Raw genomic sequence first — 22,311 nt, 5'->3', positions numbered from 1 at the left:
TTCAGCCACCCGAACATTCTGATCGCGTGATGCCACCCGAGGAACCACCTGGGCGGCATGTCACGAGAGGGCGAACGTTGCCTGACGCGGCACTAGAGGTAGAGCCCCGCCTCCGGGCCGTGCGGCTGCGGCGGCAGTACGGCCGTCGGGCCCGTGCCGCGGCGCAGGGCGAACAGCTCCGCCAGACTCGCGCCCTCGCGGGAGACGCCCTCGTCCGTGCCCAGCCAGTCCACCGCCTCCCGGTGGGTCAGCCGGCCGACCTCGACGCGGGCCAGGCAGCGCCCCGGCCGGACCACCGCCGGGTGGAGCCGTTCCAGGTCCTCGTTGGTCGTGACGCCCACCAGGACGTTGCGGCCCTGCCCCAGCAGGCCGTCCGTCAGGTTCAGCAGCCGGGACAGCGCCTGCCCCGCCGTGTGTCGGGCCTCGCCGCGGATCAGCTCGTCGCAGTCCTCCAGCAGGAGCAGCCGCCACCGGCCCTTGGCCGTGCCCTCGTCCTCGCCGATCGCGATGTCCATCAGGTAACCCACGTCGTTGAACAGCCGCTCCGGGTCCAGGACGCAGTCCACCTGGCACCAGTCCCGCCACGAGCGGGCCAGCGTGCGCAGCGCGGAGGTCTTGCCCGTCCCCGGCGGACCGTGCAGCAGGAGCAGCCGGCCCGCGATGTCGTCCGGGGTCACCTTCATCAGCCGGTCCAGCGCCCCGGCCACGGGCGCCGTGTAGTTGGGCCGCACCTCGGCCCAGGTGCCGGCCGCGATCTGGCGGGTCGTCCGGTACGGGCCGCGGCGCGGGGAGACGTACCAGAATCCCATCGTCACGTTTTCCGGCTGCGGTTCGGGGTCGTCCTGCACGCCCTCCGTGGCCTCGCCGAGCACACCGGCGGCGAGTTCGTCGCTGATCGCCGTCACGGTGACGTCCGCACCCCGGCTCCACCGTGAGACCAGCATCGTCCAACCCTCGCCCTCGGCGAGCGTGGCACTGCGGTCGCTGTCGCGGGCCGAGCGCAGCACGGTGGCCCCGGGCGGCAGCAGGCTCGCCCCCGCCTTCACCCGGTCGATCGACACGCTGTGCGAGAACGGCTGTTCGCCGGAGGCGAACCGGCCGAGGAACAGCGCGTCGACGACGTCCGACGGCGAGTCGCTGTCGTCGACGTTGAGCCGGATCGGCAGCGCGTCATGCGGGTTGGCTGGCATGGCGCCCATGATCCGGCACGAACTGGCCCGGTGCACGCGTGTTTCGCCGGATCGAGTGGCCGGATTCCCTCTTCAAACGCATCGCGGGTGAAGGTTCGGACCGCAAGTCCGCGCCGAACTTTCTTGGCATGAACACTTCCGGTGGGCCTGGGTTCCTTGTACCACGGACTGAGGAGTAACCCCCACTAGGAGCCGCATACATGAGCACGAGAATGTCTCGTTTCGCTGCCCTGACCTCCTCCCTGTTACTCGCCGCGGGAGCCGCCCTCCTCGGGGCAGGTCAGGCGGCCGCCGCCCAGGCCGACTTCGGCTACGTCGCCCTCGGCGACTCGTACTCCTCCGGCGTCGGCGCCGGCAACTACGACGCCGCCAGCGGCAACTGCAAGCGCTCCACCCGCGCCTATCCCGCCCTGTGGGCGGCCGCCCACTCCCCGCAGAGCTTCTCCTTCGCCGCCTGTTCGGGCGCCCGGACGGGGGACCTCCTCGCCAATCAGCTCACCCCCCTCAACTCCGGCACCGACCTGGTGTCCGTCACCATCGGAGGCAACGACGCCGGATTCGCCGACGTCATGACGACCTGCGTGCTCCAGTCCGAGTCCACCTGCGTCAACCGCGTCAACCAGGCCAAGGCCTACGTCAACTCCACCCTCCCCGGCCAGCTCGACCAGGTCTACAACGCCATCGACAGCCGCTCGCCGGGCGCCCGCGTCGTCGTCCTCGGCTATCCCCGCTTCTACAAGCTGAGCGGCTCGTGCGTCACCGGCCTCACCGAGGGCGAGCGCGCCGCCATCAACGGCGCGTCCGACCACCTCAACGCCGCCATCGCCAAGCGCGCCGCCGACCACGGCTTCGCCTTCGCCTCGGTGGCCGGCGCGTTCACCGGCCACGAGATCTGCTCGGGCAACGCGTGGCTGCACAGCCTCAACTGGCTCAACATCGGCGAGTCGTACCACCCCACCGCGGCCGGACAGTCCGGCGGCTACCTGCCGGTCTTCACGAACGCCGCCTGACCGGCCCGGCGCGCCGGCACCGGCCCCGGCGTCGCGTCCGCGGTCGCTCCCGGGGCCGACGACGCCGGCGCCGGGACGGACGGGGGCGCCGGTGAGGACGTCGGCCCCGGATCCGGCCCCGGATCCGGCCCCGGATCCGGCGCCGGCGACGTACTCGTACCGGGGGAGGCGGGCCCGCTCGTCGGGGTCGCCTCCTCGCACGTCACGGACGTCTCCACCCATGCGGAGGTCACCGCCGCCGGACCGCGCACCTCCAGCCGCATCGCGTCGGTGAAGACCGCGCCCGGCCCGTACGTCAGCTCCGCGTGCTCCAGCCGCCGGCTCACCGGTCCGCCCGCCTCGTACGCGAGGGACTGCCAGCCGGGCCCCGAGGTCCTCCCGCTCCGCGTGGCCCAGCGGTACTCCAACACGGCCGGCGTACGGTCCACCTCGACCGTCGCCTCGAACGCGGGGGCGCGGTCCGCCGGCGGCGGACAGCCGCCGCGGTAGGACGCGCGCACGGCGTCGACGAACACCCCGGGGTACGCCTGCCCGCCGGCCGGCGGCGAGGCCGGCGCGGGCCGCGACGGCGGCGCGGGGGAGCCCGGGCCCGCGGAACCGTCCGCCTGCGAACCCCGCTGCGTCCCCCCCGGCGCCCCACCGCGCCCGTCCGCGTCCCCGCGGCCGCCCAGCAGCAGCCACCCCAGCGCGGCCAGCGCCAGCAGCAGTACGACGATCCCGGCGGTCAGCACCAGCCCGGCCCGGCCCGCCCGAGGGGTCGGCGCGGCCCCCTCCCCGTACGGACCCCCCGCCGCCCGGGGTGTCCCCGACGGCTCCGACGCCCCCGACGGGGCTGCCGCCCCCGCGGCCCGCGGCTCCCGGCGGGGGTGCGCCCCGGCCGGCGGCCCCTCCGGCCCGGGGCCGGACACCGGCCCGCCGGCGGCCCGTACGGCCCCGCCCGCGCCCACCAGACGCAGCATCCGGGCCGCTTCCGCCGGGTCGAGCCGCTCGGCCGGGTCCTTCCGCAGCAGCCCCTCCAGTACGGGCGCCAGCGGGCCGGCCCGCCGCGCCGCGGGCGGCTCCGCCTCCACCACCGCCTCCAGCGTGTCCAGCGCAGTGGCCCGGCGGAACGGCGAGATCCCCTCGACCGCCACGTACAACAGCACCCCGAGCGACCACAGGTCCGAGCCGGGGCCCGGTTCGCGCCCCAACGCCCGCTCCGGGGCCAGGAATTCGGGGGAGCCGACCATTTCCCCAGTCATGGTGATCGCCGAAGACCCCTCCAGGCTCGCGATCCCGAAGTCGCTCAGCACCACCCGGCCGTCGTTGGCCAGCAGTACGTTCCCGGGCTTGACGTCCCGGTGGAGCACCCCCGAGTCGTGCGCCGACCGCAGCGCGGCCAGCACCTGCTCCCCGAGGTGTCCGGCCCGCTGCGGGGACATCGGGCCCTCCACGTCCAGCACCTCGGCCAGGGAGAGCCCGCGCACCAGCTCCATCACGATCCACGGCCGCCCGCCCTCGGAGGCCACGTCGTACACCGTCACGACCCCGCGGTGCGAGATCCGGGCCGCGGCCCACGCCTCCCGCTCCAGCCGCCGGTACATCCGCTGCAGCCCGGCCGCGTCCAGCCCGGCCGGCGCGCGCACCTCCTTGACGGCGACGTCGCGGGCCAGCACCTCGTCCCGGGCCCGCCACACGATGCCCATCCCGCCGCGGCCGAGCGGTTCGAGCAGCCGGTAGCGGCCCGATATGACACGCTCGGCTGCCGATTCCCGGTCCTCGTCACCCACGTCGTCGCTCACGCGCGCCCCCATGTGCGTCCATGCGTCACCGGATGATCACTCCAAGTTAGCGCAGCGGGCCGGAAGTGGCCCCTGCTGTGAAGGGACTTGCGGGCCATCCCGCGAACGACCCCGCGATACCGCCTGATTTATGCGGAGAGTGACGGTCGACTCCGCTGAGTAATCGTCAACTCCCCGTCGCCACAGGGGTAATTCACACCACCGGGATACCCGGGCGCGACGCGGGGACGATAGGGTTAACCTGCCCGGGCCGGGTGCCCTCGTACGGGTGGGGAGAGATCATGGAACAAATAGCAATGCGCAGCAGGCCGCCACGCGTGCCTGCCATCACCTGCGGCAGCAACGCGACCAGTTCGCGCCTCGACCGCCATCTCGCGGTACTGGGCGGCCCTGCCGTCCCGCACCGGGATGCCGCCGAGGCGACGCTGCTGATGCGCGAGCTCACCTCGCGCGACCACACGCACCGCCTGCGGAGCCGGAGCGCGCGCGTCTCGCTCTTCGCGCCGCTGCGCCGTCTGCGTCGCACGCTCTTCGGCAGCCGCCGCTCGTAAACCGTCCCCGCAGCAGAGCCGTTCACCCCCGGGCTCCCGGCTTCCCGGCCCTACGCGACCACACCGTCCCGCCGCAGTTCCGCGATCTGCGCGTCCGTCATCCCCAGGGCGCGCAGCAGGCCTCCGGTGTGCTCGCCCAGCGCGGGCACCGCACCCATGTGCGGTGCCGCGCCACCCGGCAGCCCGATCGGCGGCAGCAGGGCCCGCAGCGGGCCCACCGGTGACCCCACCTCGCGCCAGCGGTCCCGCGCCGCCAGCTGCGGATGCCCGGCCAGCCGGGCCACCGAGTTCAGCCGCGCGCAGGCGATGCCCGCCGCATCCAGCCGCCCGATCGCCTCGTCCGCGCCCAGCCGGGCCAGGGTCCCGGCCACCAGCGCGTCGGTCCGCTCCCGGTTCGCGGTGCGCGCCGCGTTCGTCGCGAACTGCGGATCCTCTGCCAACCCGGGCTGCTCCAGCACCTGTTCGGCGAGCCTGCGCCACTCGCGGTCGTTCTGCACCGACAGCAGCACCCGGTCCCCGTCCGCCGTCGCGTAGGCGTCGTACGGCGCGATCACCGCGTGCGCGAGGCCGGAACGCACCGGCTGCTCCCCGCCGTGCATCGTGTGGTGCAGGGGGTGCCCCATCCACTCGGCGAGCGCGTCCAGCATCGACACCTCCACCCTGCCGCCGCGCCCCGTGACCCCGCGGCGCAGCAGGGCGGCGAGCACGCCCGAGAACGCGTACATGGCGGCCGCGATGTCCGCGGCCGGGATGCCCGCCTTGACGGGCTGCTCCGGCGTCCCGGTCACCGAGACCAGGCCCGCCTCGCACTGCACGAGCATGTCGTAGGCGCGCTTGTGGGCGTACGGCCCCTCGGCGCCGTAGCCCGACACGTCGACGGCGACCAGCCGCGGGTAGCGACCGCACAGCGCGGCCGCATCGAGCCCGAGCCGGGCGGCGGCCCCCTGGGCGAGGTTCTGGACGAACACGTCGGCGCCGGCCAGTAGCCCGTGCAGCACATCGAGGCCGCGCGGGTCCTTCAAGTCGAGCGCGATCGACTCCTTGCCGCGGTTGGCCCACACGAAGTGGGAGGCGAGGCCGTGCGCGGCGGTGTCGTAGGCGCGCGCGAAGTCGCCGCCGTCGGGGCGCTCGACCTTGACCACCCGCGCGCCGAGGTCGGCGAGCTGACGGGTGGCGAAGGGGGCCGAGACGGCCTGTTCGACGGCGACGACGGTGATGCCGTCCAGGGGGAGGGGTTCGGGCGCGGAGCTTTCGGTGTCCATGGCACCGATGCCTATCCCGCCGGACCCCGCCCTGTCACCCCCCGACGCCCTTCGCCCCCGCCCGGTCGTCCCTCACCCCGCGGTGCCGCGGGCGAACCGCCGGGATGCCAGCGGGACGAACACGGCGAGCAGCAGCGCCGACCAGAGCAGTGCGCCGGCCACCGGGTGCGCGGCGGGCCAGGCCGCGCCCGCGCCGGCCCCGGCCCCCGGGTTCCCGCACAGTTCGCGCACGGCCGTGGCCACGGCGCTGATCGGGTTCCACTCGGCGACCGTGCGCAGCCATCCGGGCAGCCCGGCGGTCGGCAGGTAGGCGCTGGAGAGCATCGGCAGGACGAAGGTGGCGCCGCCGAGCTGGCCCGCGGCCTCCTCGCTCCTGGTCAGCAGGCCCAGGTACGTCCCGACCCACGCGGTGGCGAAGCGGAACAGCAGCAGGATCCCCAGCGCCCCGAGCGCGCCGGGCAGCCCGTTCTCGATCCGCCAGCCCATCGCCAGCCCCACCAGCATCAGCGGCACCATCGACACGCCCGTGGTGAGCAGGTCGGCCGCCGTCTGCCCGAGCGGTACGGCGCTCCGGCTCATCGGCAGCGTCCGGAAGCGGTCCATCACCCCCCGGTGCGCGTCCTGCGCGGCGGTGAACAGGCCGGTCATCAGGCCGTTGGCGGCCGTCGCGGCGAGCAGCCCGGGCACCAGGAACGCGCGGTAGTCGGCGCCCGGCATGGCGACCGCGCTGCCGAAGACGTACCCGAAGAAGAGGAGCATCGTGATCGGCATGGTCTGGGTGAGGACCAGGAGGGCCGGGGCGTGCCGGGCCTTCTGGAGCCGGCTGGTCAGGACCGCGCCGCCGTCGGACAGCAGGGTGCTCATGCGGCGTACTCCTCGTGGTCGGTGCCCCGGTCCCCGGCGGGGCGGGTGAGGCGCAGGAACACCTCGTCGAGCGTGGGCGGCCGCAGACTCGCGTCGGTGACCGGTACTCCGGCGCTGTCGAGCGCACGGATGATCCGGGGCAGGGTCAGCCCGGCGTCCAGCACGGTCACGCCGACGGTGAGCCGCTCCTCGTCGAGCACGGGGCGGCCGCCGGTGAGCTGGTCGAGGACGCCGGCGGCGGCCGCGACCGCTCCGCGCGCGCCGACGTGGACCTCGGCGTAGGCGCCGATCCGCGCCTTGAGTCCGGCCGGGGTGCCGGTGACGACGGCGCGGCCGCTGTCGACGACCACGATGTCGTCGGCCAGCCGGTCCGCCTCCTCCAGGTACTGGGTGGTGAGCAGCACGGTGGTGCCCTCCGCGGCGAGCGCCCGGACCGCCGTCCAGATGTGGTCGCGCGCCCCGGGGTCCAGCCCGGTGGTGGGCTCGTCGAGGAACAGCACCCGGGGCCGGGTGATCAGCCCCGCGGCCAGGTCCAGGCGGCGGCGCATGCCGCCGGACCAGGTGCCGGCCACCCGGTCGGAGGCCTCGGCCAGGCCGAAGCGTTCCAGCAGCTCGTCGGCGCGGGCCCGGCCGGCGGCGCCGCGCAGTCCGGCGAGGCGGGCGAAGAGCCGGAGGTTCTCACGGCCGGTCAGGTCCCCGTCCACCGAGGCGTACTGACCGGTGACGCCGATGGCGCGGCGGACGGCGGCGGGCTCGCGGGTGACGTCGCGGCCGGCGACGAGGGCGCGGCCGCCGGTGGGTGCGGTGAGGGTGGTGAACACCCGTACGGCGGTGGTCTTTCCCGCGCCGTTGGGGCCGAGCAGGCCGCAGACCGTGCCCTCGCGGACGGCGAGGTCGAGGCCGCGCAGGGCGCGGACCTCCCCGTAGCTCTTCTCCAGACCCTCACTAAGTACGGCGTACGTAGTAGTCATACGGTGGACCCTACCTCACTACGTACGATGTACGTAACTAAGATGGGGGCGAGACGACGAGGTGATCCGAGCGATGACAGCCGGTGGACGAGCCGCTGAACCGGAAGTGATCTGGTCCCGCCCGCGGCGGGCCGGCCGCGGACCGAAGCCCGCGCACAGCCGCGGGTCGATCGCGGCCGAGGCGGTGCGGATCGCCGACGGCGAGGGGATCGAGGCCGTCTCCATGCGGCGCGTGGCCGCCGGGATCGGCGCGGGGACGATGTCCCTGTACAACTACGTGCCGCGCAAGGAGGACCTGTACGAGCTGATGGTCGACGCCGTCAGCGGGGAGTACGAGTTGACCCCGCCGACCGGCGACTGGCGGGCGGACCTGCTCGGCCTGGCCCGCCAGGCGCGGGAGCTGATGCACCGGCACCCGTGGCTGCCCCGGTTGCTGAGCCCCGTCCACGGCTTCAGCCCGAACGCCCTGCGGTACCTGGAGCACACCCTCGACTGCCTCGCGCCGCTGGACGTGCCGGACGGCGAGAAGCTGGAGCTCGTCGCCGCGGTCAACGGCACGGTGGCGATCTTCGTGGCGAGCGAGCTGGACCTGGCCGAGCGGGCGCGGGCGCTGCCCTGGAGCGAGGCCGCGGAGCAGGGTGTACGGGCCGCCTGGCTCGGCTCACGGCTGGGAACGGGGGAGTACCCGCGGCTGGCGGCTGCCCTGGCGGCCGGCGCCGTTCCCGTGACCGCGGCCGGGCCGGAGCTGGCCGACGTGTTCGACCGCTCGGTGGAACGGCTGCTGGGGGCCTGGGGGCCGTAGGCCTGCGGCGGTCCGACGGCCCGGAGGGGCGCCAGGAACCGCACGGCCCGGCGGGGCCCGTGCGGCGCCTGCCTGCCTGCCTCTCCGCTTGTCCGCCCCCTGCCCGCCCTCCTGCCCGCCCGTTCGCCCGCGCCGGGTCGCGCGCGGGCTACAGCACGGCGAACTGCCCGCCCGGGCCCTCCTCCCGGTGGTCCAGCACCGAGGCCGGGCGCCGCGCCCAGCGGGGTACCGGCAGGACGCCCGCGGCGCGCAGCCCGGCCGCCGGCAGGAGCGGGCCCGGCTCGAACGCCGCCCGCTCCGGCGCCAGATCGGCCAGCAGCGCCAGGGTGGTGACCAGCGCGAGCAGTTCCGAGGTCCACTCCTGCGGCCACTCGGCCGGCCCGAGCGCCTCCAGCCCGTCGGCCGCGGGGTCGCGGTGCGCGGTGCGGGCGGCGCACCAGGACTCCAGCACCCGGGCGCCCTGGACCTCGTACTCCCAGGCCCCGGGCGGGACGGGCGAAACGGTCCCGCCGCCCAGGCTGAGCGTCTCGCTCCCGGCGTCGTACGCGATCCCGTGCGGCCACCCGGCCACCGCCGAGCGGACGTACGGGCGGCGCCCGCCGGGCAGCCGGGGCGGCTCGCCCCCGCGCGCCCCGCGCAGCTGGACGGCGAGCAGCCGGTGCCCCAGCTCCAGCCCGGCCCGCCAGCGCTCGGGCGTGACGGCGAGCGGCACCTCGTACCCCCGGGGGCCGGGGCGGCCCGCCGCGAGGATCCAGCACAGCACGTCCTCCGTGGTGGCCCAGCCGCCGTACTGCCCGCCGAGCAGGGGCAGCAGGCCCGGTGCGAGGTTCGGCTCGGCGCCGCCGGGGCGCCGGTGCAGGGGCCGGATCCGGACGGGCCGCCCGGCCGGCAGGTGCGCGGTGACGAGCGGCTCGGGCCCCTCGACCAGGAACAGCTGGTGCCCGTCCAGCACCCGCCAGAGCTCGGGGCGCGCGGCGTCGATCAGCCGCTGGTCGGGCAGCAGCCACTGCTCGTCGAAGGGGGCGCGGAGCACCCGTACGGGGTCCGGGCAGGGGCCCGGGCCGTCGGCGAACCGGGTCGTGGCCGAGCGCTGACCGGGCAGGGCCGCGGCCCCGGCGGACGGGGTGCGGCTGCGGCTCGGGCGGAACAGCCGCTCGCGGTCGGCCCCTTCGGCGCCGGTCAGGGCGGTCCAGCGGGCGCGCAGGACGGCCGGGTCGGGTGCGGCCACCCAGTCCCGGCCGAGGCGCAGGCCGCCCACGGCCCAGGGCATCAGATCGTCCAGCAGCGGTACGTCGTCGCTCACGCCGCCGATGGTAGCGACGGCACCCGGCGGCCGGGCTGCGTCCAGGCCGAAGCGTTACGCTCCTTATGTAGGCATACGTCCCGTATCCACCGAGGAGGAGGACGGTCATGAGTCAGTACGACGAATACTCGACTCCGTCGCAGGCCGAGGGTGAGCGCCTCGACGAGGACATGGACGAGGCCCAGCGCGCCCAGCGCCACCACCCCCAGACGACGCGCACCACGCCGTCCCAGGCGGAGGGCGAGCGGACCGCGGAGGACGACGCCCCGCGGGGCTGAGGCCGTCGCGGTCGCCGTGGCGGTGGCGGTGGCGGTTGCCGTGCGGTCGCCGTCGCCGTGGCGTGGCCGTGCCGCGAGCGCCCGGCTCCTGCCGTGTGCGGCGGACGTGCGCCGCGAGCGCCGCGCCCGCGGGCCCGTGCCCCGTCAGTGCGCGTCCACCGTCACGGTGAAGGAGAAGCGGTCGCCGCGGTAGCGGATGCGGGCCACGTCCACGACCCGGCCGTCCTCGTCGTACGTCACACCCGTGTAGTGCAGGATCGGGCTGAGCAGCGGGACCTTGAGCAGCTCCGCCGTCTCCGGGTCCGCGAGCCGGGCCTCGATCGTGTCGGTGATCCGGCTGATCCGCACCCCCGCGACGTCCCGCAGGACCTTCGTCATCGGCCACCGCTCGAGGTCGGCGGGCTCCACGGCGGCGGCGAACTCGGGGAGGACCGCGTTCTCCGCCCAGTTGGTCGGCTCGCCGCTCTCGCGGTCGTGGCGCAGCCGGCGGTAGGTGACCACCTCGGCCGTGTCCGGGAAGTGCTCCAGCAGCTCCCCGGACACGGCCGTGCGCCCGTGGCCGAGGATCGTCGTACGGTCGCCCGACTGCTGGGCCACGATCGCGTCGACCGAGCCCAGCAGGCGTACGGGGGCCCCGCGCAGCGCCCCCGGCTCGATGAAGGTGCCGCGCCGCCGGTGCCGGCTGATCAGGCCCTCGCCCTCCAGCTCCTTGAGGGCCTGCCGCATGGTCAGCACGCTCACCCCGTAGTGCCCGGCGAGCTGCTCCTCGGTGGGCAGGCGCAGCGAGGCGTCCGGGGTGCGCCCGAGTATCGAGGCGCGCAGCGACTGGGACACCTGGTACCAGAGCGGAAGCTTCCGGTTCAGTACCAGCGAGTCGGGGGCGAAGGCGGTCACGGGTGGTTCTCCGTACGGCTGGACGCGGGGTGTGCGGCGGCGCAGGTGAGCGTACGCAGGACGGGTCAGGCGCGGAAGTGGCGCTGCAGCCCCTGCCAGACGTCGTCGTAGCCGCGCTGGAGGTGGTCCGCGCCGGCCGCCTGGGCGGTGGTGGTGATCGGCCAGCGGGTCTCGAACATGAACGCCAGGCCGTCGTCGATCTTCTGCGGCTTCAGCTCGGCGGCGCTCGCCCGGTCGAAGGTCTCCCGGTCCGGGCCGTGCGCGGACATCATGTTGTGCAGCGAGCCGCCGCCGGGGACGAAGCCCTCGGCCTTGGCGTCGTAGGCCCCGTCGATCAGGCCCATGTACTCGCTCATCACGTTGCGGTGGAAGTAGGGCGGGCGGAAGGTGTCCTCGCCGACGAGCCAGCGCGGCGCGAAGACCACGAAGTCCACGCCCGCCAGCCCCGGGGTGTCGGAGGGCGAGGTCAGGACGGTGAAGATCGACGGGTCGGGGTGGTCGTAGCTGATCGAGCCGAGGACGTTGAACCGGCGCAGGTCGTAGACGTACGGGACGTGCGTGCCGTGCCAGGCGACGACGTCGAGCGGGGAGTGGTCGTAGGTCGCCGACCAGAGGTTGCCGCAGAACTTGTTGACGACCTCGGTCGGGCGGTCGAGCAGGCCGGGCTCCTCGTACGCGGCCACCGGGGCCCGGAAGTCGCGGGCTGCGGCGAGTCCGTTGGCGCCGATCGGGCCCAGGTCGGGGAGTTCGAAGGGCTGCCCGTAGTTCTCGCAGACGTACCCGCGGGCGTCGGCGTCGAGCAGTTCGACGCGGAAGCGCACGCCGCGGGGGATCAGCGCGATCTCGCCCGGCCGGGCGGCAAGCAGGCCGAACTCGGTCCGCAGGAGCAGCCCGCCGCGCTCCGGGACGATCAGCAGCTCGCCGTCGGAGTCGCTGAACACCCGCTCGTGCATGGAGGAGTTGGCGGAGTAGAGGTGGATGGCCATGCCGGTGCGCTGGGTGGCGTCGCCGTTTCCGCCGAGGGTCCACAGGCCGGCCAGGAAGTCCGTGCCGGGGGCCGGGTCGGGCAGCGGATTCCAGCGCAGCCGGTTGGGGTCCGCGGGGGCCTCGGTGAAGGGGCCGGTGCGCAGGGCCCCGTTGTCGATCCGGGTGAAGGGCGGGTGCGCGGCCGAGGGGCGGATCCGGTAGAGCCAGGAGCGGCGGTTGTGGCTGCGTGGCTCGGTGAAGGCGCTGCCGCTGAGCTGCTCGGCGTAGAGGCCCAGGGGTGCGCGCTGGGGCGAGTTCCGGCCGAGCGGCAGGGCGCCGGGGACGGCCTCCGAGCTGTGCTCGTTGCCGAAGCCGCCGAGGTACTCCAGCGCCTCCGCCGTCTTTCCGGCCCGCTCGCTGCCCGACTGCTCGCTCATGTGCTGCTCCCGCTCCTTCGAAGGAATCCTATGGCTGACAGTAGGATTCCGCGGCCCGCACGTCAACGGCGGCTTCCGGTCGGGCGGGATGCCAGGGCCTCGGACCACCACCCGGTCCGGGCGGAACGGATTCCCGCACGGGGGGATCCCAAAAGATGAACATTGCTCTACTCTCTCGCGCATGTCGTGGACCCGCAGGTTTCCTGCCGTGCCGGCGGCGCTCCTCGCCGCCCTGCTCGCCCTCCTGTCCCTCTTCGCCGCCGCACCCGCGGCCCAGGCCCACGAGGAGCGGCCCGTGGCCTTCCCCGACGGCACCGGATCCGTGCCCGTGTACCGCGCGGCGGAGCCCGACCTGCTGGTCTGCAAGACCGACCGGCCGGCCTTCGAACGCCGCACATCCGCCTTCCCCGAGGCGCTGCGGCAGCGCAACCTCGCCCTCTACGAGCGGTGTGAGAAGAGCGGCTACCGCCACCTCCAGGAGGCCGTGGACGCCGTCGACCGGCCCGGGATGAACATCGCGATCCTCCCCGGCCTCTACGAGGAGGAGCCCTCCCTCCCGAAGCCGGTCGGCGAGTGCGCCGCGCTGAAGGCCCCCGACTCCTCGCTCGGCTACCAGATCCTCAGCTACGAGCAGCAGGTCCAGTGCCGGCACAACCAGAACCTCGTCGCCATCCTCGGCAAGACGGACCTCCAGATCGAGGGCACGGGAGCCTCGCGGCTGGACGTCGTCATCGACGCCAAGTACCAGAAGCTGAACGCCGTCCGCGCCGACCGGTCCAACGGCGTCTACTTCCGCAACTTCACCGCCCAGCGCACCACGTTCAACTCCCTGTACGTCCTCGCGGGCGACGGCTTCGTCATCGACGACGTACTGACCCGCTGGAACGACGAGTACGGCTTCCTGACCTTCGCCAGCGACCACGGGCTCTACAAGAACTGCGAGTCGTACGGCAACGGCGACTCCGGCATCTACCCCGGCAGCGCCTCCGACATCAACGACGGCCGCGGCTACGAGGTCCCCCGGTACTCCATCGAGATCACCGGCTGCCGCAGCCACCACAACATGGTCGGCTACTCCGGGACCGCCGGCGACTCGGTCTGGGTGCACGACAACGAGTTCGACCAGAACATGGGCGGCGCCTCGATGGACAGCGCCTTCCCCGGTCACCCCGGACTCCCGCAGAACCACGCCAAGTTCGAGCGGAACCTGATTCACGACAACAACCAGGACTACTACCGGTACGTCGCCGACGGCACCTGCGCCAAGCCGCCGGCCGAGCGCGGCTACGAGCAGGGCGTCGTCTGCCCCCAGATCTCCATGCCGCCGGGCACCGGCATCATCACCGCGGGCGGCAACTGGAACCTGTACGAGGGCAACTGGGTGTACGGGCACCAGCGGGCCGGCTTCTTCCTCAGCGCCGTCCCGGCCTTCATCCGCGGCGAGGAGGCGTGGTCCAAGCAGACGGACACCTCCCACCACAACCGGTACGCCGGGAACGTGATGGGCCGGGACAAGGCGGGCGCCGCCCGGCCCAACGGCATGGACGTGTGGTGGGACGGCCAGGGCCGCGGCAACTGCTGGCAGGGCGGCCCCGACGGCTCCACCCCGGGCACCGTCCCGCAGTGCGGAGCCGCCCGCGGCGACCTCACCGGGGCCTCCGCCCGCCTGGTGGGCGAACCGGTCAAGCTGGTCCAGCTCCTCGTCTGCGCCGACTACAACGTCCAGGCCCGCAAACTCCCGGCCGGCTGCGACTGGTACGGCGCGCGCGGCCTGGAGCGGGTGGAGACCCAGATCGCGCTGGCCGTGGCGGGCGTGCTGCTCCTCGTCGGCGGGGTGCTGTGGTGGCGCCGCCTGCGCGGCTCCCGGCTGGGCACGGCCGCCTCGCTCCTCGGCCTGGCCGGGCTCGCGCTGGACGTGGCCGGCTCCACCGCGGGGCTGGTCGCCACCTTCGTCCCGGCGCTCGCGCTGCTCCTCCTCGGGCTGTGGTGGACGGGCGCGGGCCTGGCGCTGCGCGCCGACCGTCCCTGGCTGGCCCGGCTGACCCTGCTGCTGGCCGGGCTCACGCTGCTCGACGCCTTCGACAAGGCGGTCCTGATGATCCCCTGGACCCCCCTGAGCCCCGCCTGGGCACGGGCCCTGGTGGCCCTGGTGTGGCTGCTCTGGGCCGCCGTGGCCTCGGCCCGCCCCGCCCCCCGACCCACGGCCGGGGGGCCGGGGGGCGCCGGGGCGGTGGGCGCCCCGGTGGGTGGCCCGGCCGCCGCTGGGGCGGGAGCCACCGGGTCGGGCGACCGGGCCGCCGGCGCTGGAACGGGAGCCGTTGGGGCGGGAGCCCCGGCCGCCGCGTCGGTCGGCCCCAGCCTCGGTCCGGCCGACGGCCGCACCTCTGCCCTGACCGGCCCCGACCCGGCGGCCAACCGTGCCCCCGCTTCGTCCGGCCCGGAGGCGGCGGGCGGCCGTATCTCGGCCTCAGACGGCACCGGCCCGGCCCCGGCCGGTGGCCGCGCCTCCGCCCCGGACGGCGCCGGTCGCGAGCCGGCGGGTCCCGCCCAGGGCACCCCGGACGCCGATCCCGGGTCCGGCCGGCCGGGAACGGAGGGCACCCGGTGACCCGCACCGTGTCCGAGACCGCCCGGGGCGCGCGCCGTTCCGCCCCGGGGCGCTGCCGCGCGGCCCGGGTCACCGCCGGGGGTGGGCGGTGAGCGCGGCGGGGGCGGCGGGTGGCCTGCCCGCCGGCGCCGATCCGTACGACGCAGGCCGTACGCCGTCCCCGGTACGCGGCCGGGCACGGCGCCGAGCCGCCCGTACCGCGGCCCTGATCGCCCTCGTCCTGCTCCTCGGCGGCGGAGCGGCAGTGGGCTGCGGCGGGCGGGCCACCACCCACCACAAGCCCGGTACCAGCCACGAGGAGGCCTCCGGCAGCGCGGGCACCCTGCTCGCCGCCGACGACGGCGCCGGCCACCGGCTCCGCGAGGTCCCGGCCGAGGGCGCGCCGAAGGTCCGCCTCACCGCCCGCCCGGACTCCGAGGACGGCTGGAACCTTCAACTGGCGGTGGACAATTTCGCCTTCACCCCCGACAGCACCGGCGGCGCCGCGCTCCGGGGCGCGGGCCACGCCCACCTGGAGCTCGACGGCCGCAAACTGGCCCGGCTGTACGGCCCCTGGTTCCACCTGCCCGCCGAGCAGGTCCGCGAGGGCACGCACACCCTGACCGTCCGGCTGTACGCCGACGACCACACCGCCTGGGCGGTGTCCGGCAAGCCGGTCGAGGCGACCGTCCCGCTCACCGGCGGCGGCCAGCCCGGCGGCCACAGCCACGGCGCCACCCCGCCGGCGTCGGCACCCGCACCGACCCCCGCGCCGGGCCTGTCCGCGGAACCGGCCGCGGACCGCACCGTCACCATCACCGTCCGCGACGGCAAGGTCAGCCCGGCACCCGCGCGCACCGAGCTCAAGCGAGGCGAGCGCGTCGCCCTGCGCGTCACCAGCGACCGCGCGGACACCCTGCACGTCCACGGCTACGACAAGGAACTCGCCCTGCCCGCGGGCCAAGAGGCCGCCCTGGTCCTGACCGTCGACCGCACCGGCCTCTTCGAGGTCGAGACCCACGCGTCCGGCCTCGTCCTGACCCAGCTCCTCGTCCGATGACCCCGCACCCGGATCCGCACTCGCACCCGTACCCGTACCCGAAGTCGTACTCGCACCAGCACCCGCACCAGCACCCGTACCAGCGCCCGCACCAGCCCCGGAAGCCGGCCCCGCCCCGGCCCTCGGCGCTGGCCGACGCCTACGCCGTGGCTGCCGCCGCGGCCGCAGCGCCGCCCCGTTCCACCCGGGCCAGGGCGGAACGGCGGTGACCTCCCTCGGGCCGGGAGCCGGTCCCGGTGCCGCGGGCGGCGGTGGCGGCGCCGGCCAGGGCGTGGTCCTTCACCCGGCCGATCCCGATCCGCTCACCGCGCTCGCGCACGGGATCGGGTCCCAGCACGACCTGCCGATCTCTCCCTTCTACGCTTTCGCCGGTGCCTTCACCGCCCTGTTCGTCTCCTTCCTCGCACTCGGCCTGCTCTGGTCCACCTCCCGCTTCCGGGGCGACCGCTCCGGAAGCGCCCTGCCCGCCGCTCTCCAGCGGGCGGCCGACGCGCCGGCCACCCGTACCGTCCTGCGCGGACTCGGGCTCGCCGCCGCGGCGGCCGTCCTGCTACACCTCCTTCTCGGCCCCGACGACCCCGCCCGCAACCCCGCTCCCGGCGCCGTCTACGTCCTCTTCTGGGTCGGACTCGTCCCCGCCTCCCTCCTCCTCGGCCCCGTCTGGCGCCTGCTCAACCCGCTCCGCACCCTGCACCGCCTGTTGGCCCGCGCCTGCCGCCGCCCCGACCCCGACCGCCCCCTCCCCGCCCGGCTGGGGCAATGGCCCGCCGCCGCAGGCCTGTTCGGGTTCACCTGGCTCGAGCTCGCCGCTCCCGATCCCGCATCCACCACCACCCTCCTGATCGCCCTCACCGCCTACGCCGCCGCCCACCTGCTGCTCGCCGCCCGCTACGGCGAGCACTGGTTCGACGACGGAGACGCCTTCGAGGTGTATTCCGCGCTTCTCGCCCGTCTCTCCCCCCTCGGCCGTCGCGGCGACGGCCGCCTCGTGCTCCGCAACCCCTTCCACGGACTCGACGCGACGCCCGAGCGGCCCGGACTCGTCGCCACCGTCTGCGTCCTGCTCGGATCCACCGCCTACGACGGCTTCTCCGACCACCCCTCGTGGATCAACGTCCTGCAGACCTCCCCCCTCGGCCGCACCCCCACGGCCACCCTCGGACTTCTCGGTTCCGTCGCCCTCGTCGCCACCCTGTACTGCCTATGCGCCGCCGGCACCCGCCTGGTCAGCGGACCGCACCCCGGGCCGCTCACCGCCTTCGCGCACTCACTCGTACCGATCGCCCTCGGCTATCTGATCGCCCACTACTTCTCCCTCCTGGTAGTCGAAGGACCACGCACAGTGAGCATGGCACTCGGCACTGACAACGCCCCGGAACCCGTGCCCCCCTTGAATCCCGGCGGCCTCGCCGCCCTCCAGGTGATCACCGTCGTCACCGGTCACGTCCTCGGCGTGATCGCGGCGCACGACCGGTCCGTGCGACTCTTTCCTCCCGCGAAAGCGGTGGCCGGCCAACTGCCGCTGCTCGCGCTGATGATCACTTACACGATCGGGGGGCTGAGTCTCCTGCTGAACTGAGGGCCCGCCGAACAGATGAAGCCAGGAGCGGCATGATGGATCCCGTGCCCCCCGCCCCCTCCCTGCGCCGCACCCCCGTCCAGCAGCGCAGCGCCGACCGGCTCGCCCGGATCCTGGACGCGTGCGCCGAACTGCTGGACGAGACCGGCTACGAGAACCTCAGTACCCGCGCGGTCGCCCTGCGCGCCGGCGTCCCGATCGGCTCCGTCTACCGCTTCTTCGGCAACAAGCGGGCCCTGGCCATCGCCCTCGCCCACCGCAACCTGGACCGGTACGCCGACGGCATCATCCACCGGCTCGCGGGCCTCCCGTCCACGCACTGGCAACCGGTGGTGGACGCGGTGCTCGACGAGTACCTGGCCATGAAGCGCAGTGTGCCCGGCTTCGCGCTCGTGGACTTCGGCGTGCCCGCCCCACCCGCCGACGGGCCGGCGGCCGACCCCAACCACCTGGTCGCCGTCCGCCTGACCGAGCTGCTCAGCGCGCACCTGGGCCTCACCCCCGACGCCACTCTGGAGCGGGCGGTCCTCGTCGCCGTCGAGGCCACGGACGCGCTGATCCAGCTGGCCTTCCGCGTCGACCCCGCCGGGGACCCCGGCATCGTGGCCGAGACCCGCGCCATGATGCACGCCTACCTGGCGCGCGTCCTGGGCTGACCCGCCGCGCGGGCTCCCCGGTCCGCCGTGCGCCGCCCGCGGCCGTCGCCCCGCCTCGCGGCGTCCTGCGCCCGGATCCGCCCCCCGGATCCACCCCTGCGCCCGGATCCGCCCCTTGCGCCCGGTCCCGCCCGCCGTCGGATCCACCTGTCCGTCCATGCCGTTACGGACGCACCCCGGGCAGCCCCCTCCCCACCGTGCCTACCGGTCGGTATGCTCGGAGCGTCCGCGTGACCGCGCCCACCGTGCGCGGCCGCGACCGTGCCGCAGCCTGCCGCCCTGGAGGGCCCATGCCCCGCACCGCCCTGCGCATCTGCCCCCTCTGTGAAGCCACCTGCGGCCTCACCCTCACCCTCGACGGCGCCACCGTCACCGGCGCCCGCGGCGACCGCGAGGACGTCTTCAGCCGCGGCTTCATCTGCCCGAAGGGCGCCGCCTTCGGGCAGCTCGACGCGGACCCGGACCGGCTGCGCGGCCCCCTCGTCCGCCGCGACGGCCGGCTCCGGGAGGTTACGTGGGAGGAGGCGTACGACGCGATCGCCGCCGCCGTTCCCGCCCTGGTGGGGGAGTACGGCGCCCAGTCGGCCGGGGTCGTCCTCGGCAACCCCAACGTCCACACCATGGCGGGCGCCCTCTACCCGCCGCTCCTCCTCAAGGCCCTGGGCACCCGCAACCTGTTCACCGCCAGCACCCTCGACCAGATGCCCAAGCACGTCTCCAGCGGGCTGCTCTTCGGCGACCCGTTCGCCATTCCGGTGCCCGACCTCGACCACACGGACTTCCTGCTGGTCCTGGGCGCCAACCCGGTCGAGTCCAACGGCTCCCTGTGCACCGCGCCCGACTTCCCCGGACGCCTCAAGGCCCTGCGCGCCCGCGGCGGCACCCTGGTCGTCGTCGACCCGCGCCGTACCCGCACCGCCCGGCTGGCCGACCGCCACCTCGCCCCCCGCCCCGGCAGCGACGCCCTGTTGCTCGCGGCCCTCGCGCACACCCTCCTCGCCGAGAAGCTCGCCGCGCCCGGCGCCGCGCTGGAGGACATCACCGAGGGGCTCGGGCAACTCGCCGCCGCGCTCGGGAGTTTCACTCCTGAGGCCGTCGCACCCGCCTGCGACCTCCCGGCCGCCGAGATCCGCACCCTCGCCCGCGAACTCGCCGCCGCGCCCACGGCCGCCGTCTACGGGCGCATCGGCAGCTCCACCGTCGAGTACGGCACGCTGGCCAGCTGGCTCGTCGACGTCCTGAACATCCTCACCGGCAACCTCGACCGGCCGGGCGGCGCCCTCTTCCCGCTCTCCGCCACGGCCGGCGCGCCCCGCCCGGCCGGCCCCGGCAAGGGGTTCGCCCTCGGCCGCTGGACGAGCCGGGTCAGCGGCCACCCCGAGGCCAAGGGCGAACTCCCCCTCGCCGCCCTCGCGGAGGAGATCGAGACCCCGGGCGACGGGCGCATCAGGGTGCTGCTCGCCATCGCCGCCAACCCCGTCCTGTCCGCACCCGACGGCAACCGGCTCGACCGGGCACTGGCCGGGCTCGACTTCATGGTCTCCGTCGACCCGTACCTGAACGAGACCTCGCGCCACGCCCACGTCGTACTGCCCCCGCCGCCGCCCGCACAGAGCGCGCACTTCGACTTCGCCTTCAACGGGTTCGCCGTACGCAACCAGGCGCGCTACTCGCCCGCCGCCGCCGAGCTGGAGGAGGGGCGGCTCGACGAGTGCGAGATCCACGCACGGCTGGTCCTCGCCGTCTCGGGGCTGCACGGCGCCCCGCCCGAGGCCGTCGACGAGCGCGTCATCGCCGACGCCCTCGCGCGGGCCGTCGCCGACCCGCGCTCGCCGCTGCACGGCCGCGACCCCGACGAGCAGGCCCGGCTGCTGTCCGGCCGGACCGGCCCCGAGCGGCGGCTCGACCTGATGCTGCGCCTCGGCCCGTACGGACTCACCCTCGACGACCTCCGCCAGAGCCCGCACGGCATCGACCTGGGACCGCTGCGGCCCCGGCTCCCGGGCCTGCTGAAGACGCGCAGCGGCAGGATCGAGCTGCTGCCGGACCCGATCGCGGCCGAGCTGCCCAGGCTCCGCGCGGCGCTCGCCGACCGCCCCGCCTCCCTGGTGCTCGTGGGCCGCCGCCACCTGCGGTCCAACAACAGCTGGTTGCACAACGTCCCGGCCCTCACCGGAGGTTCCAACCGCTGCACCCTGCACGTCCACCCGCAGGACGCCGACCGGCTCGGACTCACCGACGGGGCGCGGGCCCGGATCACCGCCGACGGCGGCAGCCTGGAGGTGCCCGTCGAGGTCACCGACAGCGTCCGCACCGGCGTCGTGAGCCTCCCGCACGGCTGGGGTCACGACCGCGCCGGAACCCGGCTCTCGGTGGCCGCCGAGGAGCCCGGCGTCAACGTCAACCAGCTCCTCGACGGCAGCCGACTCGACCCGCTGTCCGGCACGGCCGTGCTCAACGGCTTCCCGGTCGAGCTGGCACCCCTGCCCTGAGCTGGGGTTTTGCTCGTATTGCTCACACGTAGACGTCTTGTTGGCGCAAGGAGGCGGCACCTACGTTCCCAGCATGCTGACCTTCCTCGGCTTCGCCATGATCGCGACCTTCCTGGTCCTGATCATGATGAAGAAAATGTCGCCCATCGCGGCGCTCGTCCTCATCCCCGCGCTCTTCTGCGTGTTCGCCGGACAGGGCGCGCAGCTCGGCGACTACGTGATCGACGGCGTCGGCAAGCTAGCGCCGACCGCCGCCATGCTGATGTTCGCCATCGTCTACTTCGGCGTGATGATCGACGTCGGCCTCTTCGACCCGATCGTGCGGGGCATCCTGCGCTTCTGCAAGGCGGACCCCATGCGGGTCGTGGTCGGCACCGCCGTCCTCGCCGCGATCGTCTCGCTGGACGGCGACGGCTCCACCACCTTCATGATCACCGTGTCGGCGATGTACCCCCTGTACAAGCGGCTGGGGATGAGCCTCGTCGTCATGACCGGCGTCGCGGCCACCGCCAACGGCGTCATGAACACCCTGCCCTGGGGCGGCCCCACGGCCCGCGCCGCCACCGCCCTCAAGCTCGACGCCGGCGACGTCTTCGTGCCGATGATCCCGGCCCTCGCGGCCGGGCTGCTCTTCGTGTTCGTCCTCGCCTACGTCCTCGGGCTGAAGGAACGCCGCCGGGTCGGCACGCTGACGCTGCCCGGCGGACGGGAGCCGGTGGACGCCGAGGCGGACCGCCTCGTACCGGCCGGCGCGACGGCGGGCCCGGTCACCGCGGCGCGCGCGGCGAAGCCGTCCGGCCCGGCGGAGTCCACGGGGTCCGCAGGAGCGGCAGGGGCCGCCACCTCCGCCGGAAAGGCCCCGGCCACCACCTCCGCCGTCCCGTCCGGGACCACCCCCTCGGCCGGGACCGCCGACTCGGACGCCGCCGCCGCCACCGCCGCCGCCCCTGCCCCCGACCTCGCCCCGACCGCCCCCGCCGACGGGTTCCAGGGCCTCGACCCGGACCGCCTCACCCTGCGCCCCCGCCTGTACTGGTTCAACGCCGGCCTCACCGTCGCCCTGCTCACCTCGATGATCATGGAGCTGCTGCCCATCCCCGTGCTGTTCCTGCTCGGCGCCGCGCTCGCCCTCACCGTCAACTTCCCGCACATGCCCGACCAGAAGGCCCGCATCGCCGCCCACGCCGACAACGTCCTGAACGTCGCCGGCATGGTCTTCGCCGCCGCCGTCTTCACCGGCGTCCTCACCGGCACCGGCATGGTCAAGGGGATGGCCGACTGGCTCGTCGGCGCCATCCCCGAGGGCATGGGCCCGCACATGGCCCTGGTCACCGGCCTGCTGAGCCTGCCGCTCACCTACTTCATGTCCAACGACGGCTTCTACTTCGGCGTCCTGCCCGTCCTGGCCGAGGCCGGCGCCGCCCACGGGGTCTCCCCGCTCGAGATCGCCCGCGCCTCCCTCGTCGGCCAGGCCCTGCACATGTCCAGCCCGCTGGTTCCGGCCGTGTACGTCCTCGTCGGGATGGCCAAGGTCGAGTTCGGCGACCACACCCGCTTCACCGTCAAATGGGCCGCTTTGACCTCCCTGGTCGTCCTCGCGGCAGGGATGCTTTTCGGCATCATCTGAT

Annotated in this window: 19 protein-coding genes; 11 read left to right on the top strand and 8 right to left on the bottom strand. The window is 74.7% G+C overall.

Annotation, left to right across the window (positions count from 1 at the left end; genetic code table 11):
* Nucleotides 1-92 precede the first annotated feature (92 nt).
* A complete protein-coding gene (locus ACFWTC_RS27795) occupies nucleotides 93-1,190 on the bottom strand; it encodes a DUF5925 domain-containing protein (RefSeq protein WP_383929259.1) in 1,098 nt (365 codons plus the stop codon).
* A gap of 200 nt (nucleotides 1,191-1,390) precedes the next feature.
* Between ACFWTC_RS27795 and ACFWTC_RS27790 the strand changes: the two genes are divergently transcribed.
* Nucleotides 1,391-2,200: an SGNH/GDSL hydrolase family protein gene (locus tag ACFWTC_RS27790; RefSeq protein WP_383929262.1), complete on the top strand. Its 810-nt coding sequence runs from the start codon at nucleotides 1,391-1,393 to the stop codon at nucleotides 2,198-2,200.
* On the opposite strand, the gene ACFWTC_RS27785 is transcribed toward ACFWTC_RS27790, so the two are convergent.
* Entirely contained in the window at nucleotides 2,170-3,993 is a 1,824-nt protein-coding gene (locus tag ACFWTC_RS27785; RefSeq protein WP_384028876.1) for a serine/threonine-protein kinase, read from the bottom strand. The two genes, ACFWTC_RS27790 and ACFWTC_RS27785, sit on opposite strands and share 31 nt — an antisense overlap.
* Nucleotides 3,994-4,262: 269 nt before the next feature.
* Here ACFWTC_RS27785 and ACFWTC_RS27780 point away from each other — a divergent pair, with 269 nt between their 5' ends.
* A complete protein-coding gene (locus ACFWTC_RS27780; RefSeq protein WP_351277218.1) occupies nucleotides 4,263-4,532 on the top strand; it encodes a hypothetical protein in 270 nt (89 codons plus the stop codon).
* A 50-nt stretch (nucleotides 4,533-4,582) separates the two neighbouring features.
* Here the strand turns inward: ACFWTC_RS27780 and ACFWTC_RS27775 are convergent, their stop codons facing one another.
* The 3 genes from ACFWTC_RS27775 to ACFWTC_RS27765 all read right to left on the bottom strand — a co-directional run bounded on the left by ACFWTC_RS27775 (nucleotide 4,583) and on the right by ACFWTC_RS27765 (nucleotide 7,629).
* On the bottom strand, nucleotides 4,583-5,794 hold the full coding sequence (locus ACFWTC_RS27775; protein WP_383929269.1) for a CaiB/BaiF CoA transferase family protein: 1,212 nt from the start codon (nucleotides 5,792-5,794) through the stop codon (nucleotides 4,583-4,585).
* A 72-nt stretch (nucleotides 5,795-5,866) separates the two neighbouring features.
* Nucleotides 5,867-6,658 carry an ABC transporter permease gene (locus tag ACFWTC_RS27770; RefSeq protein ID WP_383929272.1) on the bottom strand — a complete coding sequence of 264 codons (792 nt, stop codon included), beginning with the start codon at nucleotides 6,656-6,658 and terminating at the stop codon, nucleotides 5,867-5,869.
* The gene (locus tag ACFWTC_RS27765; RefSeq protein WP_383929275.1) at nucleotides 6,655-7,629 is read right to left on the bottom strand and encodes an ATP-binding cassette domain-containing protein; all 975 of its coding nucleotides are present in this window, start codon (nucleotides 7,627-7,629) and stop codon (nucleotides 6,655-6,657) included. The genes ACFWTC_RS27770 and ACFWTC_RS27765 overlap by 4 nt, the downstream gene beginning before the upstream one ends.
* 73 nt (nucleotides 7,630-7,702) lie before the next feature.
* On the opposite strand from ACFWTC_RS27765, the gene ACFWTC_RS27760 reads away from it, so the two are divergent.
* Nucleotides 7,703-8,431: a TetR/AcrR family transcriptional regulator gene (locus ACFWTC_RS27760; protein WP_383929277.1), complete on the top strand. Its 729-nt coding sequence runs from the start codon at nucleotides 7,703-7,705 to the stop codon at nucleotides 8,429-8,431.
* A 148-nt stretch (nucleotides 8,432-8,579) separates the two neighbouring features.
* Here ACFWTC_RS27760 and ACFWTC_RS27755 read toward each other — a convergent pair whose 3' ends face one another.
* On the bottom strand, nucleotides 8,580-9,701 hold the full coding sequence (locus ACFWTC_RS27755) for a type ISP restriction/modification enzyme (RefSeq protein ID WP_384028882.1): 1,122 nt from the start codon (nucleotides 9,699-9,701) through the stop codon (nucleotides 8,580-8,582).
* A gap of 140 nt (nucleotides 9,702-9,841) precedes the next feature.
* Here ACFWTC_RS27755 and ACFWTC_RS27750 point away from each other — a divergent pair, with 140 nt between their 5' ends.
* A complete protein-coding gene (locus ACFWTC_RS27750) occupies nucleotides 9,842-10,012 on the top strand; it encodes a hypothetical protein (protein WP_383929280.1) in 171 nt (56 codons plus the stop codon).
* 144 nt (nucleotides 10,013-10,156) lie between these two features.
* Here the strand turns inward: ACFWTC_RS27750 and ACFWTC_RS27745 are convergent, their stop codons facing one another.
* Together ACFWTC_RS27745 and hmgA are read right to left on the bottom strand one after the other, a co-directional pair.
* Complete coding sequence (locus ACFWTC_RS27745; protein ID WP_383929283.1) at nucleotides 10,157-10,906, bottom strand: GntR family transcriptional regulator; 750 nt, start codon at nucleotides 10,904-10,906, stop codon at nucleotides 10,157-10,159.
* A 65-nt stretch (nucleotides 10,907-10,971) separates the two neighbouring features.
* A complete protein-coding gene (hmgA, locus tag ACFWTC_RS27740; RefSeq protein ID WP_384028874.1) occupies nucleotides 10,972-12,309 on the bottom strand; it encodes a homogentisate 1,2-dioxygenase in 1,338 nt (445 codons plus the stop codon).
* 181 nt (nucleotides 12,310-12,490) lie between these two features.
* Here hmgA and ACFWTC_RS27735 point away from each other — a divergent pair, with 181 nt between their 5' ends.
* From ACFWTC_RS27735 to ACFWTC_RS27705, 7 genes are all read left to right on the top strand, one after another.
* Nucleotides 12,491-14,917 (top strand): right-handed parallel beta-helix repeat-containing protein, encoded by a 2,427-nt coding sequence (locus tag ACFWTC_RS27735; protein WP_383929289.1) that lies wholly within the window; start codon nucleotides 12,491-12,493, stop codon nucleotides 14,915-14,917.
* 205 nt (nucleotides 14,918-15,122) lie between these two features.
* Nucleotides 15,123-15,956 (top strand): hypothetical protein, encoded by an 834-nt coding sequence (locus ACFWTC_RS27730; RefSeq protein ID WP_384028880.1) that lies wholly within the window; start codon nucleotides 15,123-15,125, stop codon nucleotides 15,954-15,956.
* Nucleotides 15,953-16,165, top strand: coding sequence for a hypothetical protein (locus ACFWTC_RS27725; RefSeq protein ID WP_383929292.1), 213 nt, complete (start codon nucleotides 15,953-15,955; stop codon nucleotides 16,163-16,165). The genes ACFWTC_RS27730 and ACFWTC_RS27725 overlap by 4 nt, the downstream gene beginning before the upstream one ends.
* A gap of 62 nt (nucleotides 16,166-16,227) precedes the next feature.
* On the top strand, nucleotides 16,228-17,535 hold the full coding sequence (locus ACFWTC_RS27720; protein ID WP_384028878.1) for a hypothetical protein: 1,308 nt from the start codon (nucleotides 16,228-16,230) through the stop codon (nucleotides 17,533-17,535).
* Nucleotides 17,536-17,570: 35 nt separating this feature from the next.
* On the top strand, nucleotides 17,571-18,191 hold the full coding sequence (locus tag ACFWTC_RS27715) for a TetR/AcrR family transcriptional regulator (RefSeq protein WP_383929314.1): 621 nt from the start codon (nucleotides 17,571-17,573) through the stop codon (nucleotides 18,189-18,191).
* 290 nt (nucleotides 18,192-18,481) lie between these two features.
* Nucleotides 18,482-20,683, top strand: coding sequence for a molybdopterin oxidoreductase family protein (locus ACFWTC_RS27710; RefSeq protein WP_383929295.1), 2,202 nt, complete (start codon nucleotides 18,482-18,484; stop codon nucleotides 20,681-20,683).
* A 73-nt stretch (nucleotides 20,684-20,756) separates the two neighbouring features.
* Complete coding sequence (locus tag ACFWTC_RS27705; RefSeq protein WP_384028872.1) at nucleotides 20,757-22,310, top strand: CitMHS family transporter; 1,554 nt, start codon at nucleotides 20,757-20,759, stop codon at nucleotides 22,308-22,310.
* The last annotated feature ends 1 nt before the right edge of the window (nucleotide 22,311 follow it).

The sequence above is a fragment of the Streptomyces sp. NPDC058619 genome (assembly GCF_042717785.1).
Lineage (GTDB): Bacteria > Actinomycetota > Actinomycetes > Streptomycetales > Streptomycetaceae > Streptomyces.
The sequence above is the reverse complement of the archived record's forward strand: the minus strand, read 5'-3'. Positions and strand labels throughout refer to the sequence as shown.

Bases quoted from the DNA above. Each gene is read 5' to 3' on its own strand.
- ACFWTC_RS27750 (WP_383929280.1), top strand. From the start codon at position 9,842: ATGAGTCAGTACGACGAATACTCGACTCCGTCGCAGGCCGAGGGTGAG.
- ACFWTC_RS27795 (WP_383929259.1), bottom strand. From the start codon at position 1,190: ATGCCAGCCAACCCGCATGACGCGCTGCCGATCCGGCTCAACGTCGAC.
- ACFWTC_RS27790 (WP_383929262.1), top strand. From the start codon at position 1,391: ATGAGCACGAGAATGTCTCGTTTCGCTGCCCTGACCTCCTCCCTGTTA.
- ACFWTC_RS27775 (WP_383929269.1), bottom strand. From the start codon at position 5,794: ATGGACACCGAAAGCTCCGCGCCCGAACCCCTCCCCCTGGACGGCATC.
- ACFWTC_RS27715 (WP_383929314.1), top strand. From the start codon at position 17,571: ATGGATCCCGTGCCCCCCGCCCCCTCCCTGCGCCGCACCCCCGTCCAG.
- ACFWTC_RS27710 (WP_383929295.1), top strand. From the start codon at position 18,482: ATGCCCCGCACCGCCCTGCGCATCTGCCCCCTCTGTGAAGCCACCTGC.
- ACFWTC_RS27735 (WP_383929289.1), top strand. From the start codon at position 12,491: ATGTCGTGGACCCGCAGGTTTCCTGCCGTGCCGGCGGCGCTCCTCGCC.
- ACFWTC_RS27770 (WP_383929272.1), bottom strand. From the start codon at position 6,658: ATGAGCACCCTGCTGTCCGACGGCGGCGCGGTCCTGACCAGCCGGCTC.
- ACFWTC_RS27765 (WP_383929275.1), bottom strand. From the start codon at position 7,629: ATGACTACTACGTACGCCGTACTTAGTGAGGGTCTGGAGAAGAGCTAC.
- ACFWTC_RS27760 (WP_383929277.1), top strand. From the start codon at position 7,703: ATGACAGCCGGTGGACGAGCCGCTGAACCGGAAGTGATCTGGTCCCGC.
- ACFWTC_RS27705 (WP_384028872.1), top strand. From the start codon at position 20,757: ATGCTGACCTTCCTCGGCTTCGCCATGATCGCGACCTTCCTGGTCCTG.
- hmgA (WP_384028874.1), bottom strand. From the start codon at position 12,309: ATGAGCGAGCAGTCGGGCAGCGAGCGGGCCGGAAAGACGGCGGAGGCG.
- ACFWTC_RS27755 (WP_384028882.1), bottom strand. From the start codon at position 9,701: ATGCCCTGGGCCGTGGGCGGCCTGCGCCTCGGCCGGGACTGGGTGGCC.
- ACFWTC_RS27785 (WP_384028876.1), bottom strand. From the start codon at position 3,993: ATGGGGGCGCGCGTGAGCGACGACGTGGGTGACGAGGACCGGGAATCG.
- ACFWTC_RS27780 (WP_351277218.1), top strand. From the start codon at position 4,263: ATGGAACAAATAGCAATGCGCAGCAGGCCGCCACGCGTGCCTGCCATC.
- ACFWTC_RS27725 (WP_383929292.1), top strand. From the start codon at position 15,953: ATGACCCCGCACCCGGATCCGCACTCGCACCCGTACCCGTACCCGAAG.